General features: G+C 53.1%; 23 protein-coding genes and 1 pseudogene. 6 read left to right on the forward strand and 18 right to left on the reverse strand.

All coding sequences use genetic code 11. From position 1 onward, the window contains the following. The 3 genes from HMPREF3164_RS10880 to HMPREF3164_RS04935 form a co-directional block, all read left to right on the forward strand. A partial coding sequence (locus tag HMPREF3164_RS10880; RefSeq protein ID WP_246822613.1) for a glycosyltransferase family A protein occupies positions 1-865 on the forward strand: 865 nt, incomplete at its 5' end. Then, on the forward strand, positions 748-1731 hold the full coding sequence (locus tag HMPREF3164_RS04930) for a glycosyltransferase family 2 protein (protein WP_070449343.1): 984 nt from the start codon (positions 748-750) through the stop codon (positions 1729-1731). The genes HMPREF3164_RS10880 and HMPREF3164_RS04930, both read left to right, overlap by 118 nt. A 68-nt stretch (positions 1732-1799) precedes the next feature. Next, entirely contained in the window at positions 1800-2894 is a 1095-nt protein-coding gene (locus HMPREF3164_RS04935; protein ID WP_070449345.1) for an acyltransferase, read from the forward strand. Positions 2895-3122: 228 nt separating this feature from the next. Here the strand turns inward: HMPREF3164_RS04935 and HMPREF3164_RS04940 are convergent, their stop codons facing one another. From HMPREF3164_RS04940 to HMPREF3164_RS04960, 5 genes are all read right to left on the reverse strand, one after another. Next, entirely contained in the window at positions 3123-4532 is a 1410-nt protein-coding gene (locus HMPREF3164_RS04940) for a hypothetical protein (protein WP_070449347.1), read from the reverse strand. A 6-nt stretch (positions 4533-4538) separates the two neighbouring features. Beyond that, entirely contained in the window at positions 4539-5414 is an 876-nt protein-coding gene (locus HMPREF3164_RS04945) for a glycosyltransferase family 2 protein (RefSeq protein WP_048752599.1), read from the reverse strand. Further along, positions 5404-5823 carry a DUF2304 domain-containing protein gene (locus tag HMPREF3164_RS04950; RefSeq protein ID WP_048755395.1) on the reverse strand — a complete coding sequence of 140 codons (420 nt, stop codon included), beginning with the start codon at positions 5821-5823 and terminating at the stop codon, positions 5404-5406. Before HMPREF3164_RS04950 ends, HMPREF3164_RS04945 begins: the two co-directional genes overlap by 11 nt. Continuing rightward, the gene (locus HMPREF3164_RS04955) at positions 5813-6559 is read right to left on the reverse strand and encodes a glycosyltransferase family 2 protein (RefSeq protein WP_048755396.1); all 747 of its coding nucleotides are present in this window, start codon (positions 6557-6559) and stop codon (positions 5813-5815) included. Before HMPREF3164_RS04955 ends, HMPREF3164_RS04950 begins: the two co-directional genes overlap by 11 nt. A gap of 148 nt (positions 6560-6707) precedes the next feature. Continuing rightward, on the reverse strand, positions 6708-8699 hold the full coding sequence (locus tag HMPREF3164_RS04960) for a DUF6541 family protein (RefSeq protein ID WP_070449350.1): 1992 nt from the start codon (positions 8697-8699) through the stop codon (positions 6708-6710). 413 nt (positions 8700-9112) lie between these two features. Between HMPREF3164_RS04960 and HMPREF3164_RS04965 the strand changes: the two genes are divergently transcribed. Further along, a complete protein-coding gene (locus HMPREF3164_RS04965) occupies positions 9113-9637 on the forward strand; it encodes a flavin reductase family protein (protein ID WP_004005883.1) in 525 nt (174 codons plus the stop codon). 208 nt (positions 9638-9845) lie between these two features. Next, positions 9846-11120 (forward strand): acetylornithine deacetylase, encoded by a 1275-nt coding sequence (argE, locus tag HMPREF3164_RS04970; RefSeq protein ID WP_083297348.1) that lies wholly within the window; start codon positions 9846-9848, stop codon positions 11118-11120. 122 nt (positions 11121-11242) lie between these two features. On the opposite strand, the gene HMPREF3164_RS04975 is transcribed toward argE, so the two are convergent. Continuing rightward, positions 11243-11836 carry a helix-turn-helix domain-containing protein gene (locus HMPREF3164_RS04975; RefSeq protein WP_070449433.1) on the reverse strand — a complete coding sequence of 198 codons (594 nt, stop codon included), beginning with the start codon at positions 11834-11836 and terminating at the stop codon, positions 11243-11245. A 173-nt stretch (positions 11837-12009) separates the two neighbouring features. Then, on the reverse strand, positions 12010-12285 hold the full coding sequence (locus HMPREF3164_RS04980; protein ID WP_202983050.1) for a hexameric tyrosine-coordinated heme protein: 276 nt from the start codon (positions 12283-12285) through the stop codon (positions 12010-12012). 330 nt (positions 12286-12615) lie between these two features. Here HMPREF3164_RS04980 and HMPREF3164_RS04985 point away from each other — a divergent pair, with 330 nt between their 5' ends. Continuing rightward, a complete protein-coding gene (locus HMPREF3164_RS04985) occupies positions 12616-13584 on the forward strand; it encodes an MIP/aquaporin family protein (RefSeq protein WP_070449352.1) in 969 nt (322 codons plus the stop codon). A 155-nt stretch (positions 13585-13739) separates the two neighbouring features. Here the strand turns inward: HMPREF3164_RS04985 and HMPREF3164_RS04990 are convergent, their stop codons facing one another. From HMPREF3164_RS04990 to HMPREF3164_RS11325, 11 genes and pseudogenes are all read right to left on the reverse strand, one after another. After that, complete coding sequence (locus HMPREF3164_RS04990; protein ID WP_238382437.1) at positions 13740-14363, reverse strand: VanZ family protein; 624 nt, start codon at positions 14361-14363, stop codon at positions 13740-13742. 183 nt (positions 14364-14546) lie between these two features. Next, positions 14547-14996 carry a fluoride efflux transporter FluC gene (locus HMPREF3164_RS04995; RefSeq protein WP_238382438.1) on the reverse strand — a complete coding sequence of 150 codons (450 nt, stop codon included), beginning with the start codon at positions 14994-14996 and terminating at the stop codon, positions 14547-14549. Next, positions 14984-15442 (reverse strand): fluoride efflux transporter FluC, encoded by a 459-nt coding sequence (locus HMPREF3164_RS05000; protein WP_048752584.1) that lies wholly within the window; start codon positions 15440-15442, stop codon positions 14984-14986. The genes HMPREF3164_RS04995 and HMPREF3164_RS05000 overlap by 13 nt, the downstream gene beginning before the upstream one ends. Before the next feature lie 230 nt (positions 15443-15672). Continuing rightward, positions 15673-18423, reverse strand: coding sequence for an MMPL family transporter (locus HMPREF3164_RS05005; RefSeq protein ID WP_246822614.1), 2751 nt, complete (start codon positions 18421-18423; stop codon positions 15673-15675). A gap of 58 nt (positions 18424-18481) precedes the next feature. Next, a complete protein-coding gene (locus HMPREF3164_RS05010) occupies positions 18482-19135 on the reverse strand; it encodes a TetR/AcrR family transcriptional regulator (RefSeq protein WP_048755403.1) in 654 nt (217 codons plus the stop codon). 128 nt (positions 19136-19263) lie between these two features. Continuing rightward, the gene (locus HMPREF3164_RS05015) at positions 19264-20829 is read right to left on the reverse strand and encodes a sensor histidine kinase (RefSeq protein ID WP_070449358.1); all 1566 of its coding nucleotides are present in this window, start codon (positions 20827-20829) and stop codon (positions 19264-19266) included. An 85-nt stretch (positions 20830-20914) separates the two neighbouring features. Beyond that, positions 20915-21658 (reverse strand): response regulator transcription factor, encoded by a 744-nt coding sequence (locus HMPREF3164_RS05020; protein ID WP_004005894.1) that lies wholly within the window; start codon positions 21656-21658, stop codon positions 20915-20917. A gap of 183 nt (positions 21659-21841) precedes the next feature. After that, the gene (locus HMPREF3164_RS05025; RefSeq protein WP_070449360.1) at positions 21842-22705 is read right to left on the reverse strand and encodes a hypothetical protein; all 864 of its coding nucleotides are present in this window, start codon (positions 22703-22705) and stop codon (positions 21842-21844) included. A gap of 274 nt (positions 22706-22979) precedes the next feature. Further along, on the reverse strand, positions 22980-24116 hold the full coding sequence (locus tag HMPREF3164_RS05030) for a Fic family protein (protein ID WP_048751193.1): 1137 nt from the start codon (positions 24114-24116) through the stop codon (positions 22980-22982). 238 nt (positions 24117-24354) lie between these two features. Beyond that, positions 24355-25827, reverse strand: coding sequence for a hypothetical protein (locus tag HMPREF3164_RS05035; RefSeq protein ID WP_070449362.1), 1473 nt, complete (start codon positions 25825-25827; stop codon positions 24355-24357). Positions 25828-25838: 11 nt separating this feature from the next. Further along, positions 25839-26395: pseudogene (locus HMPREF3164_RS11325) on the reverse strand (hypothetical protein); the annotation flags it as partial.

Raw genomic sequence — 26395 nt, forward strand, 5'->3', positions numbered from 1 at the left:
CTGGATCACCTTCATCGACTCAGACGACGAATATGAGCCGCAGTTTCTAGAACGCATGCACAGAGCAACGGATAACGCTGACGTTATCGTCTGCGCTCATACTATGCTCGATACCGTAGGGAAACAGGCAAAGCGCCTTAAGGGCGAACCTGGAATACGTACCGGTGAGCAGGCTGCCTATGAGCTTCTTCAAGATCAGCTCAGTCCTTATCCGTGGGATAAGCTGATTTGCGCTTCTCTCCTTGAGAGAGTACGCTTTCCCGCTAATATACACCGCGCCGAAGACGAATGTCTGCTTCTAAGCTGTTTCTTAAAAGCACATGCGGTCACCGTCTTGGACGATTCCCTTTACCGGTACACCGTGGCCCCCGGCAGCCTGACATGGAGTCGCATCACCCCGGTAGAAGAAACACACCGCCTTATCGCATATTTTGAGGAAGCTCTCGGAGAGCGCCGCAGCGAACCCGATGCGCAAAAAGCCCTAACCGTCGCACGAGTTCTTGCGTTTCTTAACAACGCCCAGCAATCATTAGTGGTCGGCGGTGACAGTGCACGAGAGACACTACGCGCATGCCGCAAAGGCTTCACCTGTGCACAAGCACTCACAGCGCTTCACACCAATCGGATCTTTGGGGCGGCAGGTATTCTCCTAAAAACCTCTCCACGCCTGTACCGAGCGCTCTACGGCGCTTATGTCAGACGTAAGTACGGTCTTAACCTTATTGCGAACCGAGCTAGGGAGGATTTATGCGTACCCCTCGTACCAGCATCATCATGCCGGTCTACAACACCGCCAACACCGTCATCAACGCCATACAATCCGTCCGAAACCAAACAGACCCCAACTTTGAACTGCTCATCATGATCGACGGATCCCCCGATAACTCCGCCGACATCATCACCGACTACCACAAGAAAAACCCCGACACCCGCATCCACATCTTCAACAACCCCGAAAATAAAGGCCTCTCTGCTATGCGTAATCAGGGGCTCGAACATGCACGGGGTGAATGGGTAGTTTTCCCCGATTCTGATGATGCCCTCGAACCTACCTTTTTGGAACGGTTACATCAGCAGGCTGAGCTTACCGGTGCAGACGTGGTGAATTGTGCTCATAACATGGTAGATACGCGGGGGCACAAGACTAAACGCCTCAAGGGTACACCGGGTATACGCACCGGTGAACAAGCAGCTTACGAGCTTCTGCAAGACGAACTTTCCCCCTACGCTTGGGATAAAATCATTCGCCGTTCTCTTTTCAACGATGTTCGTTACCCCGATATTGAGCGCGCCGAAGACGAATGTGCTCTCCTCAAGTGCTACTTGGCGGCACAGAGCGTATCAGTGATAGACGATCCTCTCTACAACTACTCCGTAACTCCAGACAGTCTGACGTGGAGTCGCATCACCCCGGTAGAAGAAACACACCGCCTTATCGCATATTTTGAGGAAGCTCTCGGAGAGCGCCGCAGCGAACCCGATGCGCAAAAAGCCCTAACCGTCGCACGAGTTCTTGCGTTTCTTAACAACGCCCAGCAATCATTAGTGGTCGGCGGTGACAGTGCACGAGAGACACTACGTGAATGCCGCAAAGGCTTCACCTATGCACAAGCACTTACAGTGCTTCGCACCAATCGAGTCTTTGGAGCAGCGGGAGTACTTCTTAAAACTTCCCCAAAACTCTACCGTGTTTTATACGGAATATATATAAAACGTACTTATAAAATGTAGAATATGAATTTTGGTACTGTCATGTATCTATAAGCATAAACAACAGTCATAGAACACAAAGGGTTGGTATGGTAGGCTCCACACGCGATAATTCCCTTCATCTTAAGGGAACAAAATCCTCAAAACAGCGCCGTGTGTACCTTGACCTCATCAATTCGGTGGCAATCATGTGGGTGGTACTCCTGCATGTGCGTTTTATTACCCCGGATAATCCGTCATCTTCGGCGTGGTGGGTTGAAAATATCCTATCTGGCTTCGGGGTTGCGGCAGTTCCGCTATTCTTTATGGCGACCGGTATTAATCTCTTGGATTTTACTTGCCGCGAGTCTATAGGAACGTTCTATCGCAAGCGTTTTACCAAAATTCTGATTCCCATGATCTTATGGGCGCAGGTCTATCTTTTCGTTCATATGTGGACGGGTTCTACTCCGTTTCCCGGAGTTCACGAAATTCTGCGAACATTAGTAGCTCCCAGTAGCGAGGCAGCCACCTTCTGGTACCTTGAGGCCTTAGTCGGCGTCTATCTAGTGCTTCCGATTTTCTCTTACGCCATACGTGGTGCTCAGACGGAACAAACTACCACGGCACGCACCGGATTCTTCTGGCTTATGGCGGCACTCGGGCTTGTTCTACCGATTATCACCCAGGCAATCCACCTGATCTACCCTCACGTCCTACCCGAGTTTGTTGCACCCATCACCGGGTATCTTGGGTTCTGTCTTCTTGGGTATGCACTTGCCAATACCGAATTTTCCCGTGCGTGGCGCATCGTTATTTATCTGTTGGGCATCGTGGGATTAGGAGGATTTATCTTCGGCAGTGCTTATTTAATTGAGCATCGCCCAACATTCGTGCCTCTGGTACACGGATACCTTGCAGTTCCAGCAATTTTATGGGCAAGCGCGGTTTTGGTGTTCTGCAAGTATTCACGTATTGGTCAAGCATCGCCCACGGTGCAGAATATTCTAAAACGCCTTGCGGCCCTCACGTTCGGGGTTTATCTGGTACATCTTCTTATCATCCAAATTCTACAGGCGGTAAACTTCTCTCTGACTAAAGTGCAGTGGGAAGTTCCCTATGCACTCTTCGTGTGGGCTTTATCCGCCGTGATTGTGTGGATGTTGCGGCTCATTCCTCTGGTACGCCGCTGGATTCTACCTTAATGAATTTCATTCAGAAAACTCGTATTAGAAGTTTATCTAGAGTGCGTTAACGCAACACGATGAATTTTTCTGAAGCTGAAAATCTTTATTCCGTTGGCATATCTAATAACTCTGAGTTACTACGTGTGTAACTAAATAGACTTTATGAGTCAGGCATTCAGATTGTACCCACGCGATCTGAACGCTCAGCACAGGCGGCTTATCTTAGCCGCCCCTTTTCTATACGTATTAGTGGGTTTCGCCTCGTGCGGTATTCTCAACCAGCATTTCCCGTAAAGCCTCGCCCTCACTGAGCGCCTGCGCGGAACGGGCGTGAATCCTCATCGCCGCCAGATGCACCACGAACCCGCAGATAGGGCCCGTGTAGAGTGCAACTAGGGCTCGCCCCACCACCGGAAGAGGAGTTAAAAACGCTACCGCGATAACTACCACGGCGGCGGTTGCCCACCCCGTTACATACGCACGATGGCGCCCAATCGCCAACACCATATTCCCCGACAGGGAAATTAACGCCAGCACGGCGGAGGCAAAAACCAATACCGCCATGACTGTACCGGTGATAACTTCGGCATAGGCATCATTCTGATTAGCTTCCGGCGGGTAAATCAGCCTGAAAAGCATAGGAGCTACCAGGTATGCGGCACCGGCGCCGAAAGCCCCAAGCCCCAGCACCGCCACAGCAGGCTTCAGAAAAGCCGCTAACGGGCGATGCTGCTGCTTCAAGAACGCCGAAACAGCCACCCCCTGAAACGCCTGCAGGGGAATCATAATCGGCGAGCGCGTAATAGAAATCGCCAAAAAGAGCGCACCCATAACGAGTTTGGTGTGTTCACTCTGGTTCGGCTCGCTGCCGTCCAAAATATTGGGAAAGCCCATCATAATCACAGCAGCGGATGCCGAGGACAGGAACGACCAGATCAGGTTCATGCTGAGCTGTTTGACCTCAATATCGGCGCGTGCCGCCCAGGCTTTGCGCCCGCCGGGAAGAAAGAGGGCAAGAAGTATCCACAACGCCATAGGGGTTACGGTGGCGACTTCCAGACCCGTGAGCGTGGGAACCGCGAATGCTGCGGCGATCATCAGCACGAGACGACCCGCCGATTCTAGGGCGCCGATCCCGGCGAAGAGATACCAGCTGTCGCGCCCAGCACTGGCACCGCTCATGGTCGCCTGCAATGCGTAAAAGGTTACACCTGCGGCAATGGATCCTACCGCCCACGGGGTATTTGTAGGAATTTGATCATGCGCCCACAGCGGGGAGGTGAGCACCACGAGAAGCCCCGCTAACAGGCCGAAAGCACCGGCAACATATACCACGCGCACCCGGTATACGCCATCACGCCGCGCAGCGCCAACCGCGCGGGTTACCTCCGGCTGAATGCCCGTAATAATACCGGTTACCGCGAAGAGCGCACCCCAGAACAGCAGAAACTCTTTCATCTGGATACCGCCGAGCGCATGATTGGCGATAACGGTAGTGCCTAAAGTCGCCAGCGCCGTCAGCACCGAGGACGCTAAAAGCGCCATCGATTGATACCGGCTGATAGTCCCGCCGGCTGTGCCCTGCTGATCCGTATTCTTGGGGGTTATGTTCTCTGGGGCGGGGTCATCCTGGGGTGTGTTCTTCGCGCCAGCCATTGGACCTTACTTCACCACATGAACGGCAAGGTTTTTCACGCCCTGCCATTTCTTCGCCATGGCCGCCTTCGGAAGCAGCGTCAGCGCGTGAGCACGGGATGAGAAGCGGATGCGCGCCACCCGCGCCGCCTTCTTCCACCCGAGCTCGTCCATCTCGGCGGCCATCGTCTTGTAGTAGCCGCGTTCCTCTTCAAAGCGGGTGCCTTCTAGGGCGCGCCATGACGAGTCGGAGCCTCCGTGACGCCGGTACATGAAGGCTACCTGCGGATCGTAGTAGAGGGCGCCGCCGCGCATCGTAATGTCGAGGATAAGCGCCATGTCTTGGATAACGTTAAGACCTTCACGGAATCCGGTATCGACAATAGCCTCAGCACGCCAACCGAGCGAGGGGAAATAGAACCAGGCACCGCGCAGCAGAGAAACCGCGAGCTCTTCACCCTGAAGAACCGCCTCTGCCGCAGGACGGTAGTGTTCTTTCGTGCGCTCCACAAGGGTATTAGACAGCGCATTATTCTCGTCAATAACCACCACACCGGGCTGGAAAATACTAGCTTCTGGGTGGGCGGCGGCAGAGTCTACCAGCCACTGCACATAGTTGGGGAGCATCACGTCATCCGCACCCATAACGGTTACGAGGTCGTTCTCTACGAAGGTCAGACACTTACGGTAGTTGGCGTTTGCGCCCAGGTTCGTTTCATTGCGCATATAGGTGATGCGCTCATCGTTCAGCGAGGCAAACCAGCCGGGAATAGACTCGTCCGGGTAGCCGTCATCCACTACAATCAGGCGCCAGTCGGGGTTGGTCTGCCGCACGATAGAAAGCACAGCCTGTTTCATCATTGAAACATCGCCGTAGTAGGGGAAGAGGATATCAACGGTCATCGTGTTCAGCTCCAGAGGTTGAGTCTTGGGGGTCTTGATCGGGATCTTGCGGGGTGCGATGCGCTGGCGCACCACCGGGCTGCTCGTGAAGCGCCCGCAAGATAGCCACTTCTTCGGCAAGGATGCGCGTCTTCTCCGAAAGCCTGGAGACCTCTAAGGTGAGGTGCAGGCATACGGACATCAACAGCACGATAGAGAGCAGGAAAAGCAGGTTAACCGGCAGCGCTAAACCCACAAATTCGGTAATACCGTCCAGCAGTCCGGGGAATATTCCCAGCACAATAATGGCGGCACCGATGCCCAGCCACAGAGCCGCGTATTTTTCTTTCATCTTCAGGTTGCGCACCTGAATAATAACGAGCGTACAAATACACAGCGCAACGATAAGGAAGAATATACTAGCGCTCATGCTGATCCTTCCTATCAGTCTTTTTACGGTTCATCGAAATCCAGTAGGCAAAAAGTGAACGAACAAGATAAACCGCCGATTTCACCGGACCGGAGGAAGGGGTTCCGCCTTGACGCTCGCGCATTCTCACGGGGGTCTGCTTCACACGCAGACCCTGTCGAATAGCCATAGCGGTAACGTCGATGGTATCGCCTAAATACTCGGCGGGCAGGAATTTACAGTAGAACCTGATACCTCTGCGGTTGGCGATTTTGAAGCCGCTCGTCACATCGGTGAAAGGGGTTTTCGCAGCGCGGGTGAAAAGGTGTGAAAGCAGGTTCATCGCCCATTTTCGAGGGCCAGATACATTGTAGTCGCCCGAGCCCGCAAATCGGGAGCCAATAACAATATCGCAGTCCTGCGCGTGCGCAATCAAATCTGGAATGCACGCAGGATCATGCTGACCGTCGGAATCCACCTGCATCGCATAATCGTAGTCGGCGCGGCGAGCATATTTATACCCGGTGCGCATTGCCGCCCCTACCCCCATGTTGTAGGGCAGATCGATCACAAAAGCACCGGCTCTGCGCGCGATTTCTGAGGTATGATCCGTGGAACCGTCGTTCACCACAACCAGATCTACCTCGGGAACCCTCTGTAAGAGCTCAGTGATAGTGTTACCGATAACCTCTTCCTCATTCCACGCAGGCATAATAACGAGTGTGCGCGGCGTCGGCTGCGGACTCTCTGAACTCATGCGTAGGGGATTCCTCTCGGTGATACTGGAATACACGTGTTATGACTGTACTCAGTCTATCAGTCAGAACCATACGCTTTTTACCACTTATTGAGATTCTTACCCACACGCATGAGTTACCTTCAAGCACAAACCCTCATGAAGATGCTCAGGAGTCGCATGCAGAGATACGATATAGCCCCATCTCACCTGATGTATACACAGGAGTAAGAACACCATTTTCAACGGCATCAGACATACCATCGTAAAGATTCTGAGCATCTGGACCGAAATTTAGCGGGTTCTTGAAGTGGACGTACCAGTGCACGTTATTTTCATTAACCACTTTGCAGACTTCAGGATCAGTTTTAGCATCTTTCAGGTGCTTATAGATTGGGCGATACTTTTCGTCTGTCTTGAAATCGAAATGGTATCCCGTCAAGTTACGATGCACCAGCGAATATATATATGGGCTGCCATCCCACGGGTTATTAGCAATAATATCCCCTTGAGGCACGTAGTCTGGAATATGCTCAATAACGTTCATTTCATCAGAGGACACTATGACTGACGAAGGCTCTATCCGGTATTCCTTTGATACCGCAAGTGTGGCGTCATGTACCGCCTGAGTGCGTGAAGTAAAACCTGCCGCTACCAACACAATCACGGCGCTCGCAACAAGTAATACCTGTGGATAACGTGTATCGTTCACACGAGGCAAACGAGCCAAAACAAATTTAAGTACACTCTGAACAATAGCGCCAAGGCCTATACCTGAAAGGATGACACCTGGAAGGACTACAAGAGTCGCCAACCGGAAGTGATCGGTATACCACGGGCTAACCATGAGCATACGGAATGGGCCTCGTTCAACGCTTGCAGAAATTACCCATAAATACCCTACAAGTATCCAACTTGTGATAATCCATAAATTCCTGCGTTTATAGATAAGATATCCTGCCCCCCAGAGGGTCAAAAACGCCATAATGTAGCTAGGCTCAAACTTATCGCCTAACTGGTTTGCATTCTCCAGTCCAAAGAATAAGAACTGATAAACTGCCTCACCCTCAGACATCACGGAAGTCCACGTATTACTAGCGAACTCGCCGGGGCGAATCATATACCAAACTGCTACACAAGTAGCTAAAGCTGCAAGTATTATTCCGCCTGCAATAGCTGTTTGTCGGGATTTGCGGTAGGTACGCACAACCTTTCCAATCATGGCAAGCAAGAAAGGAATCACGAACACAGCAACACTCACAAGAGCGTTTGGATGCGCCAAGGCACAACCTATCAAACCTAAGAGTAGTGTAGGAATTAAAGTCCAGAGCCTCTGATACCGACCTTTAACAACAGCGCGCACGGTCAAAATTATGAGGGCAATTGCAGCAGGCATAACCGCATACCCAATAAGGTTTGGATAAAGAACTCCCCAGCGCAGCAATAACCCAGGATACGCGAAAAAACCACACGTAACAGCCGGAATTGCTAATGCCTGAAGCCGCGATACTTTCGGAATGCTTAAAGCAAGTGCGATAAAAGAAAAGCTCCAGATAAACCCAACCGTAACCAAGATAGTCACAATAGTTGCTGTTGGAATACTTACCCCACAGCTGCTGTACACCAGGTATACAAGATCATGCCACCCAGCTGGGTAGAAAACAGGAGAATGATGAGTATCGGCTAAAGCACCAAGCGTCAGACTTGAAGCATCGCCATGATCCTCAATCCATTGAATAGCATTAAGATGGAATGAGTTGTCAAGGCTCTGGGAAAATGCCTCCGGACCATACACCATATCTCGGGTAGTGTGTGACAACAGAGCTCCGCCTACTATAGCCCCTGCTAAGGGCCAGCCTAAAGATACACCTTTGAGGGGGAAGGGTTGCGGAACTTCTAATCGCTTTCCAAGTAAATAATATGCTCCCCATAAGATGCCCACCAGAACAACCATAAAGACGAGGAGAGGGATTACACCCCAATGTATACCAACTTTGCCCGTCACAATTGCGGCAAGGCTAATCACCGCTATAGAAAGAAGCGGAGCAAGTCCAACGCGAAAACGTTGAGGTACTTTCAAAGCCCAACCCACCGCATAGCCAGGCACAAATACGCAGGCAACAGCGAATAGTGTTGCCGGGATTAGACTAAACCAAGTCATATATTCTTCCCCATCGGTGTATTTCGGTGATATTTGATGCTTTTTATATAGCTCCAGCTTCTGCCATTCGCATCTTTCTCAATTCTAGTGGTAATACTGCTCAGAACAATTTCTTCCGGCGTATCTATCGGGCTAATCACAAAATTTTAGGCTTCTGCAGGCTGTTTTTGGCGGAACGAGACGGGGTATTAAAGCGCTTGAGTGCACAACCGGTGTGTTACGAATGAAAAGGTTTAGGCACAGGAACCACCCGAAGTTCTGGGTTTTATTACGTAATGTTGCTTGGTGCCCGTCATAAAAGCCCTGTCAGAGAAATATTGAGCAATAAACGTGTGCTGGGGGCGGCGGCGTTTTACTCTAAAGATAGTTTGCCCCACATTCACTGGCGATGCAGTATGAGAAAGGTCTTAACTATGGCTGAGCCTCTAGAATCAGAAACATCAGAGCTTTTCAAGCAAGCATTCGGACATCATCCTGCCGGAGTTGCTGTTATTACCGCTACCGATGATGCTGGCGAGCCCGCGGGTTTTACCGCATCCTCACTCACCTCGGTCGCCGCTGAACCCGCGATTGTAGCGTTTTCCCTCAAGGCAGACAGCGGATCTGCCGGTAAGATCGCGGCCGCTCCCTCATTCCTCATCCATATGCTCGACGCCGAGAATGTGCAGCTCGCCAAGAATTTTGCCACCCACGGCTACCCCCGTTTTGCGGATAAGTCTTCATGGGAGTTCCTCTCCAGCGGCGAGCCGCTCGTGCATGGGGTGCGGCGCGTGCTGCGTGCCACCCCGCTCAGCCGTGTGGAGGCTGGCCCCGCTCTCGTATTCACCGCCAGGGTCGAGGAATTTATTCGTCACGATTTGGGCGGCACTCCCCTGGTTTATCATTCGCGTTCTTTCCATGCGCTCGGCAAGCATTCCAACGTAGACTACGCTATCTAGACAGCTGCCGACCGCATCATATGGCTGCATCAAGGCTTTTGGGAGTGAATTAGAGCGTTAAAAAACCCGCTTTAATTCACTCCCAAAAGCCTTTTACTATGCATGAAAGCCAATTCACAGGTCCATAGAGGCGGCAGACGCGCTAAGGTATTAAAGAGAACGTAAGCCACATAACCCCACACAGAGCCACAGCATCGAAGGAGAATCCGTGAGCACCGAGGACCCCGCCCAGAGCGCAGCGCACGCCGGCGGCACAGCATCCGACATCCCTATAGAGCCTCAATCCTTGGAGTGGATGCGCCGCCTAGTTGCTATTCCCAGCATCTCGGGCACCTCGAATCTGGGCGTTATCGAGCTTATTGAGGCGGAATTCGCGCGCTACGGGTACACCGGTCAGCGCACCTACAACGCGGATCAGACCCGCGCGAACCTGTGGGTTACCGTGCCCGCAGCTGATGGCTCAACCGAGGGCGGCATCGTGATTTCCGGTCACACCGATGTGGTCCCGGTCGAGGGGCAAACCTGGGATTCCGATCCGTTCACGCTGCGGGTTGAGGGTTCGCGCGCCTACGGGCGTGGCGTATGCGATATGAAAGGCTTCCTGGGCGTGGCACTGTGGCTTTTGCCGCAGGTCGCGCGGGCGCAGCTGAGGGTTCCGCTGCATTTCGCGTTCTCCTACGACGAGGAAATCGGGTGCGTGGGTGCCCCCACCATGCTTAAAGATGTTGTGAACCGCAATATCAGACCTCAGTTCGCGATCGTGGGTGAGCCGTCAAGTATGCGCGTAATTTCTGCGCACAAGGGGGCGCATCGTGGTCGCGTGGAGATCACCGGCACGGCGAAGCACGCATCGTTGGCGCCGCACGGCGTGAGCGCGGTCAATGCCGCTGGCGAGTTCATTACTTTCTTCTCTCGTCTTGCCGACACATGGCAGTCTGAGGGGCCTTTTGACGATGCATTCATGGTTCCCTATGCGACCGGCGGCGTGAATTTTGTGCGCGGGGGGCTGCAATACAATATTGTGGCCGAATACGCTGAGCTTGAATATGATCTGCGTACGCTCCCCTCAATGACCACCGAGTCTGTGGTGGAGTTGATTGAGGATGAGCTTTTCGACAAGATCCTGCCGAATCTGAAGGCGCGTGCTCAGAAGGCGGAGGAGCTTTCCGGTGCGCATTCGGGGGTTTTGCAGGAGCGTGTTCAGATCAAACATGAGCTTCTTGCCGCCGTGCCCGGCCTGGGAACGGCAGACGACGCCCCCATCATAGCCCTCATGAACGAGCTTTTAGGCACGAGCGAGGCCCCCGAAAAAGTCACCTACGGTACGGAGGCGGGGCAGTTCCAGCGCGCGGGTATTGAGAGCGTGGTATGCGGCCCCGGCGATATCGCCCAAGCGCACTCCGCCAATGAATGGATTGAGCTGGAACAGCTTCGCGAATGCGAGCGCTTCTTTGAGGCAATCCTGCGGTGGGCCTCGCAGTAGGATCCTCCCCCACTTTTTTATCCGGCGAGTTACTGCGCATGCGGCGACTTAATAACCTGCGAAATGCACAATACCTCGCCGGATGCATAGTGCCCCGTTATGGTTTAGCCGGTTTCGGCCTTTCAGGCATCGTTATCTCCTAAATCGCCGAAAAGCGGGGTTATGGGGCGCGAACGCACGGTTTTTACGAAAGGATCATCTGAATTCCAGCCTTCACGAGAGAGCTTTTTGACGTTGATTTCTAAGCCAAGACGCTGCTCAACATCATCAATAGCTTCGTAAAGAGCGTGCCGTGATGGGGTGCCGATAGCGAGCACATCAAGGTCGTGGGGAACTTTACCGGGCTCTCCACTGCGGCGCTTAGCCCATGAACCGTAAATTGCCGCAGCTTCAAGACGCGGAACCTGTGCTAAAGCCTCACGAAGCGCCGGGACGGGACCGTAGGTAACATACATAAGCTGCTGCAACGCTTGCCCCACCGGGGTATGCACAAGTGCATTGACGAGGCGACTCTTGCCAACCTGACGAGACTCTAATAGCCCCGCGTTTTCAAGTCGGCTTAGTTCCCGCGAGACGGTAGCCTGCGATGCATTCGTAAGAGCCGCAATTTCGGAAACCGTGTACTGCCGTTCGGGATGCAGAAAAAGAAGCGCAGTCACCTCACCTTGCAGGTTGCTGCGCAGCAGGGGCAGTAGCGTGGGTGCAGACGTTTTCATAACATGAATTATAACAATCATTTTATGAAAACGTCCTAGGTGAGTGTGCCTCACGCAGACTTTCTATCCGGCGAGTTATTGCGCAATATCCTACGAAACGTGAGCTTCCGTCATGTCAGCATCCTCATCTGCCCCCCCCAAGTAACGGTTAGCAATTGGAATCCAGGTGAGGGTTACCGCCAGTAGTTGTTGGCCGCTGCGATGGTCTGGAACTCGATGGCTACCACCTGGGCGGCTGCGGTCAGTGAGTCCGGGTCTACCGCGTATTCCGGGCGTCCCGCTTTGAGAGCATCCGGGTTAGGTTGAATCTGGTGGATGGTGTGCCGTGCGATGAGCATCGCCAACTGCCGTCCTTCTTCGGGGGTTTCGGTGATGAGAGTACCACCGGGAATGCCCTGTAGTTCTTCTGCCGGAAGTCGCTGACTCATGGTAAATACTCCAATCTGCATATACTCCTTCAACGCCACCGTAATGAACTGCCCCGGGCGCCCTCAAGCAAGTTTCCCCTGATGCTCGGGTTAAGCCACCCCTTATAGCCAGCACCGCATCGGCAAGCAAAAACCGCATCAACATCCGTGCCGCTTAAACACGCGGGATGCGCCTCCAAACCCTGGACTATCACACGTGATGTACACCCCACTTTTCCACACAAACCCACGGATACCGCTTATGTCTTTGGGTTACTTTATCCCAAAGTATTGCTATTTCGAGCTTCATCACGTCTTATAGACACACATATAAAACCAAATATTCCAACATAAACACAAGCGGAGGGTTCCGTGCACACCATTAGCCCCTACCTCGCCGAATTCCTAGGTACACTCATCATGTGCACTATCGGATGCGGCGCCATCGCCACCGTCGAGCTGCGACGCTCCAAAGGGCACGGCGACAACTTCTTCACTATCGCCTTCGGCTGGGGTTTTGCCGTAGCCTTCGGTGTCTACGCCTCACACCCGTATTCCGGCGGGCACCTGAACCCCGCGGTCTCGGTAGGGTTGGCGGCTTTTGGCGAATTTGATTGGGCTAAGGTTCCCGGGTATGTGATCGCCCAGCTTCTTGGAGCCATGGCAGGCGCAGGGCTGGTGTACCTGAACTACCTGCCGCATTGGAAGGCCACCGCCGATCAGAAAATTAAGCTCGGCGTGTTCTCCACAGTTCCCGCCATTCACAACTACTTCACGAACGCGCTTTCTGAAATTATTGGCACGTTCATGCTCGTCTTCTCGGCGCTGTACACCGGCGTGAACTTCAAGCCCACGATTACCACCGGCGGCGTGGAACTCTCCCTGAACCTCAACGATGTGCTCAAACCCCTCGCCTTCGGCTTCATGGTGGCTGTGCTCGTGGTCGGGCTAGGCGGGCAGACCGGTTACGCCCTAAACCCAGCGCGCGATCTGGGGCCGCGCATCATGCACGCTCTGCTGCCCATTCACAATAAAGGAACCTCACGCTGGTTCTATTCGTGGGTTCCCGTCTTTGCCCCGCTTGTGGGCGGTTTTATGGGAGGAGCATTCTTCAAACTCTATTACGAGAGTGAGTTCACTCTCTGGGTTGTCATCTCGTCGGCATGCGCCATCGCGCTTTTAGGGTTCGCGTATTGGGCAAATAGCCACCTGTACCGCGCACCCAGCGCCGAGGTGATTCCCCAAGGCGAAGATACCCAAGCGACGGCGGCGAGGGCTGCGGCGACCTACACCGCTACCGGTTCCATCCCGATTATCGAGAAGCGAACCTATCAGCAGTAGGCTTAGACTAAATTCGGGAGCGAAAAGTTGCAGTCGCTGAGGGACGTTATTCCGAGCGTGCAAGGCACCTAATAACGTTCCGAAGCTGTCGAGGTAACGAGTCAGAAGGACACGTTCCCGCTGCAACTTTTCACTCCCAGATTCTCGATGTACCCTTACCCGATATGATCCGGCAGGTGGCGGTAGCGCATCCGACGGCGGATCCGACGCCACACAAGCACAAGGAGCGCACCGATCAAGGCGCCGGCGGTGTTGTTGATAATATCGTCCACGTCGAAAGTGCGGTATGCGCAGGGCACCAAGCCCCAGTTGCCGCTCAGCTGGCTCAGTTCGATGAAGAGAGACAGCCCGAAACCTGCCAAGGCTGAGGCACGCAGACCCCAGCGCAGGCATCCGGCAGTAAACAGCCCTATAGGAATAAACAGGCCGATGTTAAAGAAGAGTTGGGCGAATGCCCGCGAGGTCGCGCCGCCGGTTCCCGGGGTTTGCAGCATCTGGAATGCTTGAATCCAGCTCCAGCCAGCATAGAGGCGTGGATAGTATAGCTCTGAGTGGCATTTTCCATCATCCACCCCGATGGGGGTGAGGGTCAGAACCAAAACCACCGCCAAGAATAGTGAAAATATGCCGGTGATGATATAGTGCCGGGCTGTCAGCGACGATCCCGCGCGGCGAGCGCGCGTTCTCATCAGAAGAAAACCGAGGGCAAAAAGAGCGAGGGTAGCGCAGATGATTTCAAGACTAACCGTCCCCATCTGCTCCGATAGTAGTTTCCTCATCCACATTCCTCGTCAATAATGTACAGCGTCATAGGCAAGCCGTGAGTGGTAAAAACTCGCCTACCACCAGTGTAAAGCTATTGGGGCAACATCCAAGAACCGGAGCTTCATACGCCGCCGAATGCGCCCCTCACCTGTGCTGCACCCCACACGGATGCACCCTGTAGACCCTACCTAGCCGGGTTAGAAGAAAATATCGATGGGGATGATGGGGGCTACATCGTCCCCCAGCAACAGGACGAAGCAGAGCGTGCCCGCGAGCGCCGCGAGAACCGCCCCGATAACCTGCACGAGCCAGAGCATCAGGAATTTGGCTCGTTTGCCTTCGCGGCGTGCCGTAAGCGCTTCGACCATAGCGGTGGAGAAGGTGGTGAACCCACCGAGCAGACCGGTGGTGATGGCGGTACACCAGAAAATGACGGATCCGGAGGCGCCGTAGTGAATATCGAGCGCGTTCGGGTTGGCGACCGGCATAATCAGCAGCCCGTAGAGGAATGACCCCACCAGGTTAATCACGAATACGGGGCTGATAATAGAGCGTTCGGTGCGTAGACGGGGCGACATTTTGACGTCGAGAAAATACCGGGTCATTGCCCCTAAACCGCCGAGCAGAAAGACCGTTAGTGAGAACATGATGAGTCCTCTTGAGCACTGGCACGGCGGGCCTCACAGCGGGCGGCGATTTTTCCGCCCGTAAAAAGACCTGATGCTGCGGCCGCTAGACCGCCGATAAAGAGCACGGCAAGGCTGAGCAGAACGTACCACCCGTGCACCGTGTAATGAATGAATACCGCCTGCGCTGTCACCGCCGCGATGGACGAGTAGGTGGTATACCCGCCCATCATGCCGGCGCCGAACAGGAAGCGGAACGGGCGCACCGCTTCTTCGCCGTGCATACGGGCGCGCGATGCCCACAGCGCGGTCAGAAGCCCCAGGGTGAAGGAACCGATCAGGTTCGCAGCAAGCACGCCACCGGGTGTGTGGATGCGGCAGAAGGCGCCTATGCCTCCTCCTAAGAAAACCAGCAGCGGCGCGGGTATGCGGTTCAAGTATGCGGCGAGCGTTCGTCTTTCTGCCATCGTACGGTGCGCCCCTTCGATGCGCTCGGGGTGAGAACTCGTGTTCTCGCGGCGATCCCCTACTTTCACCTTAGACCACGGAGGTACCAAGACGTTAATAAGCGTGTTTTGTGTAGCCTGCCGCTCATAACCTAAAAGGCGCGAGCAGGTCTTTTTTGCTCCGACAAGGTAGGATTTTCCTACCTGCTCGGCACAATACGACCTGCTCGCGCGGTATGCGGTATTAGCGGTTATTCAGTTTTCTTCTTCGCCCAGGGAATCTCGACCTCGGCTACTTTTTTCGCCGCGGACTCCTGTGCTGCTTCAGATTCCTGTGCTTCGGTTTCTTTTTCCTCAGAATCGTCGGATGCTTCAGATTCGCTAGACCCTTCATCACCATCGTCGGATTTATCCGAGTCTTTGTGGTCCAGCTCTTCCAGAAGGGTCGCGCCTTCCACGTCCATATTCGGAACGAGCTTATCGAGCCACTTCGGCATCCACCATGCTTTATCGCCCAGCAGGGTCAAAATCGCGGGGGTGATAGTCATGCGAACCACGAAAGCATCAACCAGCACGCCGAAGGCCAGGCCGAAGCCGATGGGGCGAATCATTGCGGATTCGGCGAAGATGAACCCGCCGAACACCGAGATCATGATAATCATCGCGGCAACCACCACACGCACCGCATGGTTGTACCCGGCGACGACGGCGGTTTTCGCATCCTTACCATGAACATATGCCTCGCGCATGCCGGAGACCAGGAACACCTGATAGTCCATCGCCAGGCCGAAGAGAATACCAATCATCAGGGTGGGCAGGAACGCCAGGATCGGCCCGGGATCGTGCACCCCGAAGATGGTACCCATGAAGCCCATCTGGTAGACCGCAACCACGGCACCAAAGCTGGCCAAAATCGAGAAGAGGAACCCGACCGAAGCAACCAGCGGCACCAGAATTGAACGGAACACCAGAATCAGCACGATAAACGACAGACCCATGACGACCGCCAAATACAGCGGCAGTTTCTGCGCCAGCGTATTGGAGACGTCGATGTTGCCGCCGGTCAGACCGGTCACGCCCAGGCGCACATCGGTACCCTGCACGTTAACATCAACCTGCCGCAGCTTCTCAACCAGGTTCACGGTTTCAACCGAGCTAGGCCCGTGTTTGGGGATAACCTGGAAAATCTGCAGGGTGTGATCATCAGTTTGTCCGATGGGAACTACGGTTTTTACGTTGTCGGGGTCTTTCGCCTCAACCGCATGGGCGATATCGAGCTGTGCCTGCTCGGCCTGCGCATCGCTCATGCCTGCAGGGGTGTGTGCCACTGCAACCACAGGACCGCTCATGCCTTCACCAAACTTGTCTTTAACAATTTGGTAGGCCTGGTACTCGGTGCTTTCCACCTGCGAGCTTTCTGCCGAGGGAAGACCCATGCGCATCTGACCCATCGGAATGGCAATAGCACCCAACGCCACCACGCAGAGCAGGATGGTCACCACAGGCTTGGCGAGCACAATTTTCAGCCAACCGTGCGGGGTAGCCTCACGTTTTTCCTGCTCGGCGTGATGCGCGGCGATCTTCTCGGGAGTATCGATAGATGCCCACGTTTTCTTCGACATGACCTTACGGCCGATCAGCGAGAGCATAGCGGGGGTCAGGGTTACCGAAATCAACACGGCCACGAAGACGCACAGTGCCGCCGCATCGCCCATGTATCCCAGGAAGGGAATACCTGTCACGTTCAGAGCGAGCAAAGCGATAATCACAGTTGTTCCGGCGAAGAGAACCGCATTACCGCTGGTGCCGTTAGCGACCGCGATAGATTTTCGCAGCGGCATGCCGTCCATCAGGTTAGACCGGTGCCTGTTGAGAATGAACAGTGAGTAGTCGATGCCCACCGCAAGACCAAGCATCATGCCCAGCATATAGGTGGTTGAGCTCATATCGATGAGGGATGAGAACGACAGGGTTCCCAGAATACCTATCACCACGCCCACAAGCGCCATGATGATAGGCAGCCCGGCGGCAATAAGAGTACCGAGCATAACGATAAGCGTAATGAGTGCCACCACAATACCGATAACCTCGCCAATACCCATGCCCACATTGGGAGATTCGGCGATATTCTGGTCAAAATAGACCTTCAAACCCTTCAGATCGGCACTCTTGAAGTGTTCCATGAGCTTTTCTTTATCAGCCTGAGGGGTTTCTGCACTCTTTGTCTTGAAGAAAACCCCGGCGATTGCGGTCGAGTTATCTTCAGAGACCGTTCGGTAGTCGCTTGTCAGCTCCAAAAGCGCAGATTTGCGGGCGTATTCCGACTGCTGTTCGGGGAGTTTTTTCTCAGCGTCGGCAAGTTCAGCAGACTTAGCGTCATATTCTTTCTGAGACTCTTCCAACTTGGCGCGTTGCCCGTCCAACTGCCCCTGTTGGGAGCCGAGCTGTTCACGCATAGACTCTAGAGCACCGGCCGCCTTGGCTTGTTCGCGGGCTTCGTCAAGTTGTTTTTGTGCAGCATCCAGCTGCTCTTTACCGTCTTTAAGCTGTTTACCGGCTTCTTCGAGCTGTTTCTTGCCGTCCTCAATGCGCTGCGGTGCGGCATCTAGCTGAGGTTTGCTCTCGTCAAGCTGTTTTTTACCGTCGGCTATCTGCTGTTCGGTGGCAAAAGGATCGCTGACGGCGTCAACAGCCGAGTTCTCATCCTTGAGGCTGTTCAGCGTGGTTATGAAGGCCTGTTTCTGTTCCTCGGTGATTGCGGATCCGTTATCTGTCTTTACAACAATCTGCCCGTTACCGCGGTTAGCATCGGGATACCGAGCAGAGAGTTCGTCGGTAAGACGCTGGGTTTCGGTTCCGGGCATCGTGAAGGTGGTCTTCAGCTGCCCGTGGAATGCGCTATAGCTACCGGCAACACCGGCAATAACAAGCACCCAGATAGCAATAACCGCCCACGCCCTGCGTGCGGCAAAGCTACCTATGGAATATAGCCACTTAGCCACTATGGTTCTCCTCAAATGTCTCTGTATCGGTTGAGTATGGTGTGCGTATTTACCGCGCCTATGTGTATTTGCCGTCGATTAGCTCTTCGACGTAGTCGAGGCAGTGTTCTATGTTTTCCCGCATTTTTTCGGCATTTTCGGGCGGCTGTGGGTTACCTTCGGCGTCGTAGAAGGAGGTCGCGATTCCCTCGCAGATAGCGGAAGCAATGAGGTTCCCGAAGATTGCGATGCGCATCCGCGGTATGTCCTGCCGCTCCTGCCATAGCTTGTCAATGACCATCTCAATGGAGTTCAAATAGGAGGTTGAGCTGTACTCATTGAACTTATTATCGAGAGCGTAGTCGTGAAGGGCGAACAGCAGCCGAGCGTGGGGTTCTACGTGCTCGGCAAGGCGTTCGGTGGTGAATGCTGCACGCACGCCGTTGAGCATATCCCGCTCGGGATGCGCTCCTCTGGGGGTGCAAAAGTCGGGGATAACCTCAAAAATACGGCGCAGGTAATCGTTCAGGCGTTCAACGACGGCGGCTTCAACCGAAGAAAAATGGTTGAAGATGGTGCGCCTGGATACACCGGATTCTTTGGCGAGCGCATCCGCCGTGAGCGCCTTAAGACCGCCTGCAAGCACAAGTTTTTCTGCCGCATCCATAATGGCGATGCGGTTCTCGGCTTTACGCGCGGAGCGTTTATCTACAATCTTTTGGGCAATACACACAGTTATTACACTAAGTGCAATATTGCACCAAGTGCAACTATTTTTTGTGTGAGCTCAACCATATTTCTGCACTCAGTGCATATTGTTTAAAAAGTCTCTGCTCGCCAGAAATCCCCGAGCCAAGCGGTCTATGAGACCGAAACCCCCTGCCGCATAAGCGGAAGACGTACCGAAAATTCGGTTCGTCCGGGACGGCTTCGCACAGAAATCAGCCCGCCGTGTGCCTGCACGATCGCCTGCACGATTGCCAACCCGAGGCCGGTCGTCCCGTCAGAGCCCGAACGCGCCTTGTCTGCCCGCGCGAATCGGTCAAAAATCTTGGGCGCAAACTCTGGGTCAATTCCGGGACCGTTATCCACAATGGTCATAAGCGCTTCACGCCGATCCGCAGATACCCGCAGCCCGGCAATAACGGTCGTACCCTCGTCCGTATGTTTGCGCGCATTAGAGAGTAGATTCAAAATAACCTGCTGAATCTGCGAGCGGTCCGCGATCATCTCAACCGGTTCATCCGGCACATCCATGCGCCAGATATGGTCGCGTGCCGCCGCCTGCATATCCGAAACGCTCTCGACAAGCAGCTCGGTTAGGTCGATGTTCTCAAATTTCGGTTCACGCCCTTCGTCCAAGCGCGCCAGCAACAGCAGATCTTCCACGAGACGCGACATTCGTTCGGTCTGCGAATCGATGCGTGCAAGCGAGGACTGCCCGCCGTCTGCGAGAGGTTCCGTCCACCGCAGCATATCGGAGTAGCCCTTAATGGCGGCCAGTGGGGTGCGCAACTCGTGGGATGCATCCGCAATGAAGGCACGTATCTGCTTTTCGGTACGTTCACGCACGTCAAGAGCCGAACTCACGTTATCAAGAAGTTGATTGAGCGCATACCCCACAGACCCCACTTCGGTGCGGGGATTCGCATCCTTGGGGGTCACACGCACTTCGGGGGCAATAGTGTCAGATTCCAGATTGAGGCGCGCCACCTCGGTCGCCACACCAGAGACACGCTCTAGGGGCTTCATCGTTCTGCGAATTATGAACGAACCCAAAAATCCGGTACCGATCATCACGGCAACCGATCCAATACCCATTGTGATAGAGAGCATGGTAAGGGTCTGATACATTGCCCCCAGCGGCACCCCGGTGATAAGCGCGTCCGAAGAAGGCCCCGGTGAGGAAACCTTCACCATGTATTTACCAACGTCAAGGTTCACTTCGGTAAGCTGACTCTCTTGATTTACGGTGTTCCGAAGAGAGTTAAGAGTCTCGCGGTCTTTATCGCTGAGCTCCTTGATGCTGCCGTCGGCACTCAAATACCCCGAGAATTTGTAACCACCCTGATGATCAACACAAAGGTTAATGGTTCCGGCACCCTGACCCGGCGTATAGAGAGGGTTTTTCGGATTAGATTTATCGAGGCACTCAAAACCGTGGCCGCTGGGAGAATTATTGGGATTGGCGGCGCGATTCGCAGTTTCTTTGAGGGTACTGCCGATTTGTGATCGCAAAGAGTTCTGTAGCGTGGCATAGGTTGAAACGCTGGTGATAAAACAGGCGATTCCTAGAGCCGAAACAAGGATAAGAATAAGTCGCCTGCGCAGATGCGGCATTGGGCGTATAGCGGTTTTATCCCGTTTTTTTCGACTACCCTGTGGGGGCTGTGTCTCAGGAACACTGGGAGCTTCCACAATGGTCACAGACTTCACCCCTTCCAGGATATATTACTAAATCGGAATATAAGAATATATAAACCTTGACTAGGCGCTTTACACAATCAGGGGCTTAAACTGCCGGTCGAATTACATAGCCAGCACCGCGTACCGTATGGATCATAGGTTCACGACCCACATCAATTTTCTTCCGCAGATATGAAATATAAAGTTCCACAATATTCGCCTGACCACCAAAATCGTAATTCCAGACATTATCCAAAATCTGGCTTTTAGAGACCACGCGCTTCGCATTCTCCATCAGATACCGCAGCAGGTCGAATTGGGTTGCCGTGAGAGCAATAGGTTCACCGCCACGTGTAACTTCGCGAGTATCTTGGTTGAGCACCAAATCCCCCACAACGAGTTCGGCATCGTCAATAGCGGCAACACCCGAACGCTGCACCAGTCGGTGCAGGCGAATCATAACCTCTTCCATCGAAAACGGCTTGGTCACATAGTCGTCGGCACCGGCGGCAAGCCCTTCGATGCGGTTATCCACCGAATCTTTCGCGGTCAAGAAAAGGCAAGGCACTTCGGGGTAAAATTTCCGGATGCGGTCCAACAGTTCCAGACCGTCGAAACCGGGCATCATAATATCAAGCACCAGCACATCGGGGCGCCAATCGCGGGCAATAGCTAAGGCTGCGGGTCCATCACCAGCCGACTGCACCTCCCACCCGATCATCTTCAGGCCCATACTGACGAGTTCTTTGAGCATCTCCTCATCATCGACCACTAGGGCACGAATGGGGCTGCCGTCCGGATGTTCGAGGGTCGGCAGGTTTTTAGCGATTTCGGTTGCTTTGCTGCTCATAGTGTTAAGGGTAGCGGTATTTAAACGCCTGTGTAGGTTTAGCGGCTGCTTTTCGAGCAGAACATAAAATATACATGCCCCGCACACAGCCTGCACACAGTATTCCTAACCCGCCAGTACAAGGATGTCCACAAAAGTGGGTGACGCGCATTAGTCCACGTCACCCACATTATGAGGAATTATTTAGAGGCGAATACCGCTTGGTACTACTGTACGAGGCTGAAGCGGCACAACACCGCCGCCGCCGGGAGAGCCATATCCGTTAACGCGGGATGGTGTGGCTGTTTGGGCATCCGAGAAGTCTTCATCCCGAATCTCTCCTCGATCAGTGATCTCGGTGAGTATTTCTTTATCCCGGTCTCGCACCCGTATCTCTTGGGGAAATATTTCAATCCATGAGCCGTTAGAGCAGGTCATAACTTTTACTTCCCGGTCTTTAATATACCGATAGGTGCCGTCCGCGTTAACGTATGTTTCCTGTCGGGTTCCATACCCATAATTAGCTTCGGTAATTTCCTGCCAGGAACCGTCAGCATGCAGTTCTGCGCTGTGGCTCTTTGTTTTCATGGTCCAGGTTCCATCAGCTTTGACTTCCCCATGTTCATCGCCGCGCTTATCGTAGATCCATGACCCATCGGATTCGTTGATAGTGGTCCATTTCTTATCTTTGCTGTCCACAGATTCGGTGGATCTGGGGCGGGGCTTACCTGCTTTGTTATCGTCAGTCAGCGCTATCTCTTTTTCGCTGATGCCCTTTTTCTTGAGTGCTTCAAGGTCTGGATTTTTACCGGATTCGTGGCTCGGGCAGGTGATTGGAAACTTAACGTCCCGCATAAAATCAAGGCCCCGTGCCTTTTCCGGGTGCTCCAAGAGTTCAGATACTTCAATCTGCTGCCCAGCAGACGATGCGTTCGAGCCGGAGGATGATGCCGCAGCATGCGAGCTTTGGGGCGAGGAATTATTGGATGAAGATGCGGTTCCTGATGAACACGCACCCAGGGCAAAAACCAGAGTAGTGCCCAAAGAAAATACAGAAAGTCTACGCATTAAAAGTCCTTATCGGTGACTATGAGGGAAGTTACAAGATCAAATATACCCCGCCTCAGGTCTTCGCCACCGAAGACACGCTTCTGACGGTCACAGGAACCAGACGCAGGTACCCTTCTACGAACACCTTCTAGCACCCATTATTTAACAGCTCGCAAACCATTATTTAACCCAATACCCGCTTTTACCCTTATATTCCAGGGATTTTTTGGAAGGTCACAGAATCATTATTTAACCCAAGGTCACACAGTATTTACTCTGTTACCGGAGGATCTTACATACCATCACGTAAAATCTGCGGGAGCATCCCGAGTTCGTCAAGTTGCCTCACCACATAGATCGTCAGATCGTTTCCCTGCACCCGTACACTGTATTGACGAGTCCCCTCGGGTCGATACAGCAAATCACGATCAACTAGTTTCTTCAGGTATTTACTGCGAACCGCTGCAGACCCAGGCACAAGGTCTTCAACATCTTTAGCATGAGCCCGACCCATCTCAGCAATACGAAGAAGCACCGCGACATCACGACTTGTCAGAACAGCATTTTGATAAGCCTTTTCGAGTACCGGACCGTAAAGCTCATTCAACACAAAACCGGTAGACGATAATTCAAGAATGTTCTTCACATCGGATTCGATTCCCCGCAAAACATATAAGCACCACGATTCAAGATCATCATCGCGTAACGAATCGGCGGTCTCCAAATGCCGATAGTAGGCGTGACGATCCGACCCAAAAACAACGGTTGGGTTCAACGCTCGATACCCATGTGTTGCGGTAAAGCCGAGCTTAACGAGCATCGCATAGGTTATGAGCCGTGACACACGACCGTTTCCATTCCCGAAAGGATGAATCCACACGAACCTGTGGTGGCTAATAGCAACCTGCAGCAGGTGATACTGCGGGCTCATGGGTTTGTTCATAAACTCAACAAGCTGGCGCATATCAGCGGGTACGGATTCCGGTCCGGGAGGCTGGTGCGTAGACTGCGCGATGCGCACCTCGGAACTTCGATAACTTCCAGGGGTAGCATCGCCTTCTCTCTCCAGCCCATCGACTGCGAGCGCATGAAGTTCTCGAATAAACATTTCCGTCAAGACAAAATCTTCAGTCACAACGTCGTCAATATAAGCACTGGCTTTTTCAAGATTGAGGATTTCACGCACCCCATCATCAAAGCTCTGCCCATCACGCACACCTTGGAGCGCATCCAGCATCGTGGTGCGATTTCCTTCGATGCGCGCCGACATAATATTGGAGAGATTTTGAAAGAGCTTTTGCAGGTCGCTGTAGAGTGGCAGATCCGTTTGATCCTGCCCCTGCAAAGTGGTTCGAATTCGTTCAAGCTCAATAATGGTCGAAGCTAGATCAGAGGTAAAACTGATGTGGGGAATACGAATAGGCTCCATACCTTCTATACTACCGACAAGGACTGCATTATTTAACAGCCCGCAAACCATTATTTAACTCAATACCCGTTTTTACCCTTATATTCCGCGAAATTTTTGGAAGAGTATAGAATTATTATTTAACCTTCAGGCAAATATTATTTAACTCCGAGCCCTTGATGATGTGTGCAAAAGGGTGGCGCATCCAGCCATAAAATCTGGATGCACCACCCTCTACCTTCTTCACAAACGATTCCTGCTAAGACACAGCCTGCTGACCGGGCTGCAGAGGCTGACGCGGGGTCAGCGGAATGACCCCTCCCCCGCCGGGACCATCACCTCCACCAATCAGTAAATCTGGTTGAGGAGGAACGTAAATATACCGTTCTTTATCTACCGAAGATACCTCGCTCTTACGTGATGACGATTCCCGATATACCTTACCGTCCGGAGTGCTGTATACAGTTTCATAGGTGTTTTGAGTGCGCCACGTGCCATCAGATTTTACTTCTTCTGTTCGGTCCCGGTCTTTTCTCTGCCAACTTCCGTCAGGGTTTACGTGAATAATATCTTCCCCGGCGCTGCGTGTATTATTTTTGATTTCCCATGAGCCGTCAGCATACAACACAGTAGTTTTATCATAATTACCGGAGTTATCAGAATCTTTCTGCGTCCACGTGCCGTCTGCTGCAACATGTATTGTCGTGTCTCCATCGCGCGATTCCCAGCTCCACGAACCATCCGGATTGACCTTAGCCATACCGAAGAAGGGGTCTTTTTCTGAACGTGGTCGGGGCTTGCCCGCTTTATTCTCATCCGTCAGGAGTATGCCCTCAAGTTCGGCGGTAGCATGCTTATATTCATCGGTTCCAGGAACAGCCTCTTTAACAGGCATTCCCAAAGGCAGAGCCGTACGCGGTTTCAGGGGAATAACACCATTTTGAGGAATATATAACCCCATATCGTACATACTATTCATGTATTCCCTAGGAGTTGTAACCCCACTCTGCGCCCCACGTGTGATAGATTTTTCCTCCCCGGTTTCTGTATTCTTTTCCACGGCTGTACCGTCAGGGTTTCCCGTGATGACCTTATTATTCGAGTATCCGCTAGACTTCCATGTGCCGTCGGCATGTGCCTCAACGTTTTCTGGGGAAGACGAATCGCTCTTACGCTCGACACTCCACGTACCGTCAGCATTAACGCGAGTTTTTGTCTGTGAAGAAGAAACTTTTTCAATCCTCTCCCAAGATCCATCTGCGTTAATCGTCATTTCGTGATATATGTCAGACCCCGTTCCACGCTTCACATGGAATGTACCATCGACATTAACTACAACTGATAATTTATCCTGACCGCTGCCTTCTTCAACAGTCCACGAACCGTCGTCCTTGAGCTTTACATTCTTTCCCAACGAGCTCTGAGACTTCTGTTCAGCGCGCGGGCGGGGTTTACCAGCCTTATTATCGTCAGTAAGCCCCACAATCTGTTTCTCATGACTCTGTTCTTCATTCTTCTGTTTCTCCTCTGTTGGGTTCGTCGTGGGGGAAGCGGAAGAAGACTCGGGTGAGACAGAAGATGATGCAGAGGAAGATATAGAGGAGACAGGGGAAGATCCCTCAGATTTACTCGGCTGAGCTCGTTCCACAGTCATACAGGCGCTGAGCGCGAGCATGAGGGCGCATCCGGTGGAAAGAGGAACGACGATGCGGGTGAACTTAGTGTTTTTCATCGAAAATTTCCTTAAGACACAGCTTGCTGACCGGGTTGAAGAGGCTTACGCGGGGTCAGCGGAATGACCCCTCCCCCGCCGGGGCCGTCCTCTAAATAGGAGAGGCGCGGTTCATGGGGAACTTGAATATGGCTTACTTCATGTTCTCCCGAAGGGAGCTCGGTCTTTCGACCCGAACTCTCCCGAAAGACTTTACCGTCTGAGGTGCTGTACTTGGTGTCGTATTCAGTTTGGGTGCGCCACGTCCCGTCAGCTTTTACCTCTACCGTTCGGAAGGAATCCTTTGAAGTCCAACTACCGTCGGGGTTCACGTGAACAAAGTTTTCTCCATCGCCCATTTTTATTTTAGATTCCCAGGAACCATCCGCGAACAACTGCGAACTTCCTTCACGGCCAGTTTCTGCGGAGTCCTTCTGATCCCACGTACCGTCTTCAGAAACACGTATGGCTGAACCTTTACTCTGCCAAGTCCATGCCCCATTCGGGCTGACGATAGCATCATCATCGATTTTCCTCTCTGAACGTGGTCGGGGTTTGCCCGCTTTGTTCTCATCCGTCAGGAGTATGC

Source organism: Rothia sp. HMSC08A08, assembly GCF_001808385.1.
In the GTDB taxonomy this organism is placed as follows: Bacteria; Actinomycetota; Actinomycetes; order Actinomycetales; family Micrococcaceae; genus Rothia; species Rothia dentocariosa.

Coding starts and splice junctions, on each gene's coding strand:
- HMPREF3164_RS04930 (WP_070449343.1), top strand. CDS start 748: ATGCGTACCCCTCGTACCAGCATCATCATGCCGGTCTACAACACCGCC.
- HMPREF3164_RS04935 (WP_070449345.1), top strand. CDS start 1,800: ATGGTAGGCTCCACACGCGATAATTCCCTTCATCTTAAGGGAACAAAA.
- HMPREF3164_RS04940 (WP_070449347.1), bottom strand. CDS start 4,532: ATGGCTGGCGCGAAGAACACACCCCAGGATGACCCCGCCCCAGAGAAC.
- HMPREF3164_RS04945 (WP_048752599.1), bottom strand. CDS start 5,414: ATGACCGTTGATATCCTCTTCCCCTACTACGGCGATGTTTCAATGATG.
- HMPREF3164_RS04950 (WP_048755395.1), bottom strand. CDS start 5,823: ATGAGCGCTAGTATATTCTTCCTTATCGTTGCGCTGTGTATTTGTACG.
- HMPREF3164_RS04955 (WP_048755396.1), bottom strand. CDS start 6,559: ATGAGTTCAGAGAGTCCGCAGCCGACGCCGCGCACACTCGTTATTATG.
- HMPREF3164_RS04960 (WP_070449350.1), bottom strand. CDS start 8,699: ATGACTTGGTTTAGTCTAATCCCGGCAACACTATTCGCTGTTGCCTGC.
- HMPREF3164_RS04965 (WP_004005883.1), top strand. CDS start 9,113: ATGGCTGAGCCTCTAGAATCAGAAACATCAGAGCTTTTCAAGCAAGCA.
- HMPREF3164_RS04975 (WP_070449433.1), bottom strand. CDS start 11,836: ATGAAAACGTCTGCACCCACGCTACTGCCCCTGCTGCGCAGCAACCTG.
- HMPREF3164_RS04980 (WP_202983050.1), bottom strand. CDS start 12,285: ATGCAGATTGGAGTATTTACCATGAGTCAGCGACTTCCGGCAGAAGAA.
- HMPREF3164_RS04990 (WP_238382437.1), bottom strand. CDS start 14,363: ATGAGGAAACTACTATCGGAGCAGATGGGGACGGTTAGTCTTGAAATC.
- HMPREF3164_RS04995 (WP_238382438.1), bottom strand. CDS start 14,996: ATGTTCTCACTAACGGTCTTTCTGCTCGGCGGTTTAGGGGCAATGACC.
- HMPREF3164_RS05000 (WP_048752584.1), bottom strand. CDS start 15,442: ATGGCAGAAAGACGAACGCTCGCCGCATACTTGAACCGCATACCCGCG.
- HMPREF3164_RS05020 (WP_004005894.1), bottom strand. CDS start 21,658: ATGAGCAGCAAAGCAACCGAAATCGCTAAAAACCTGCCGACCCTCGAA.
- HMPREF3164_RS05025 (WP_070449360.1), bottom strand. CDS start 22,705: ATGCGTAGACTTTCTGTATTTTCTTTGGGCACTACTCTGGTTTTTGCC.
- HMPREF3164_RS05030 (WP_048751193.1), bottom strand. CDS start 24,116: ATGGAGCCTATTCGTATTCCCCACATCAGTTTTACCTCTGATCTAGCT.
- HMPREF3164_RS05035 (WP_070449362.1), bottom strand. CDS start 25,827: ATGAAAAACACTAAGTTCACCCGCATCGTCGTTCCTCTTTCCACCGGA.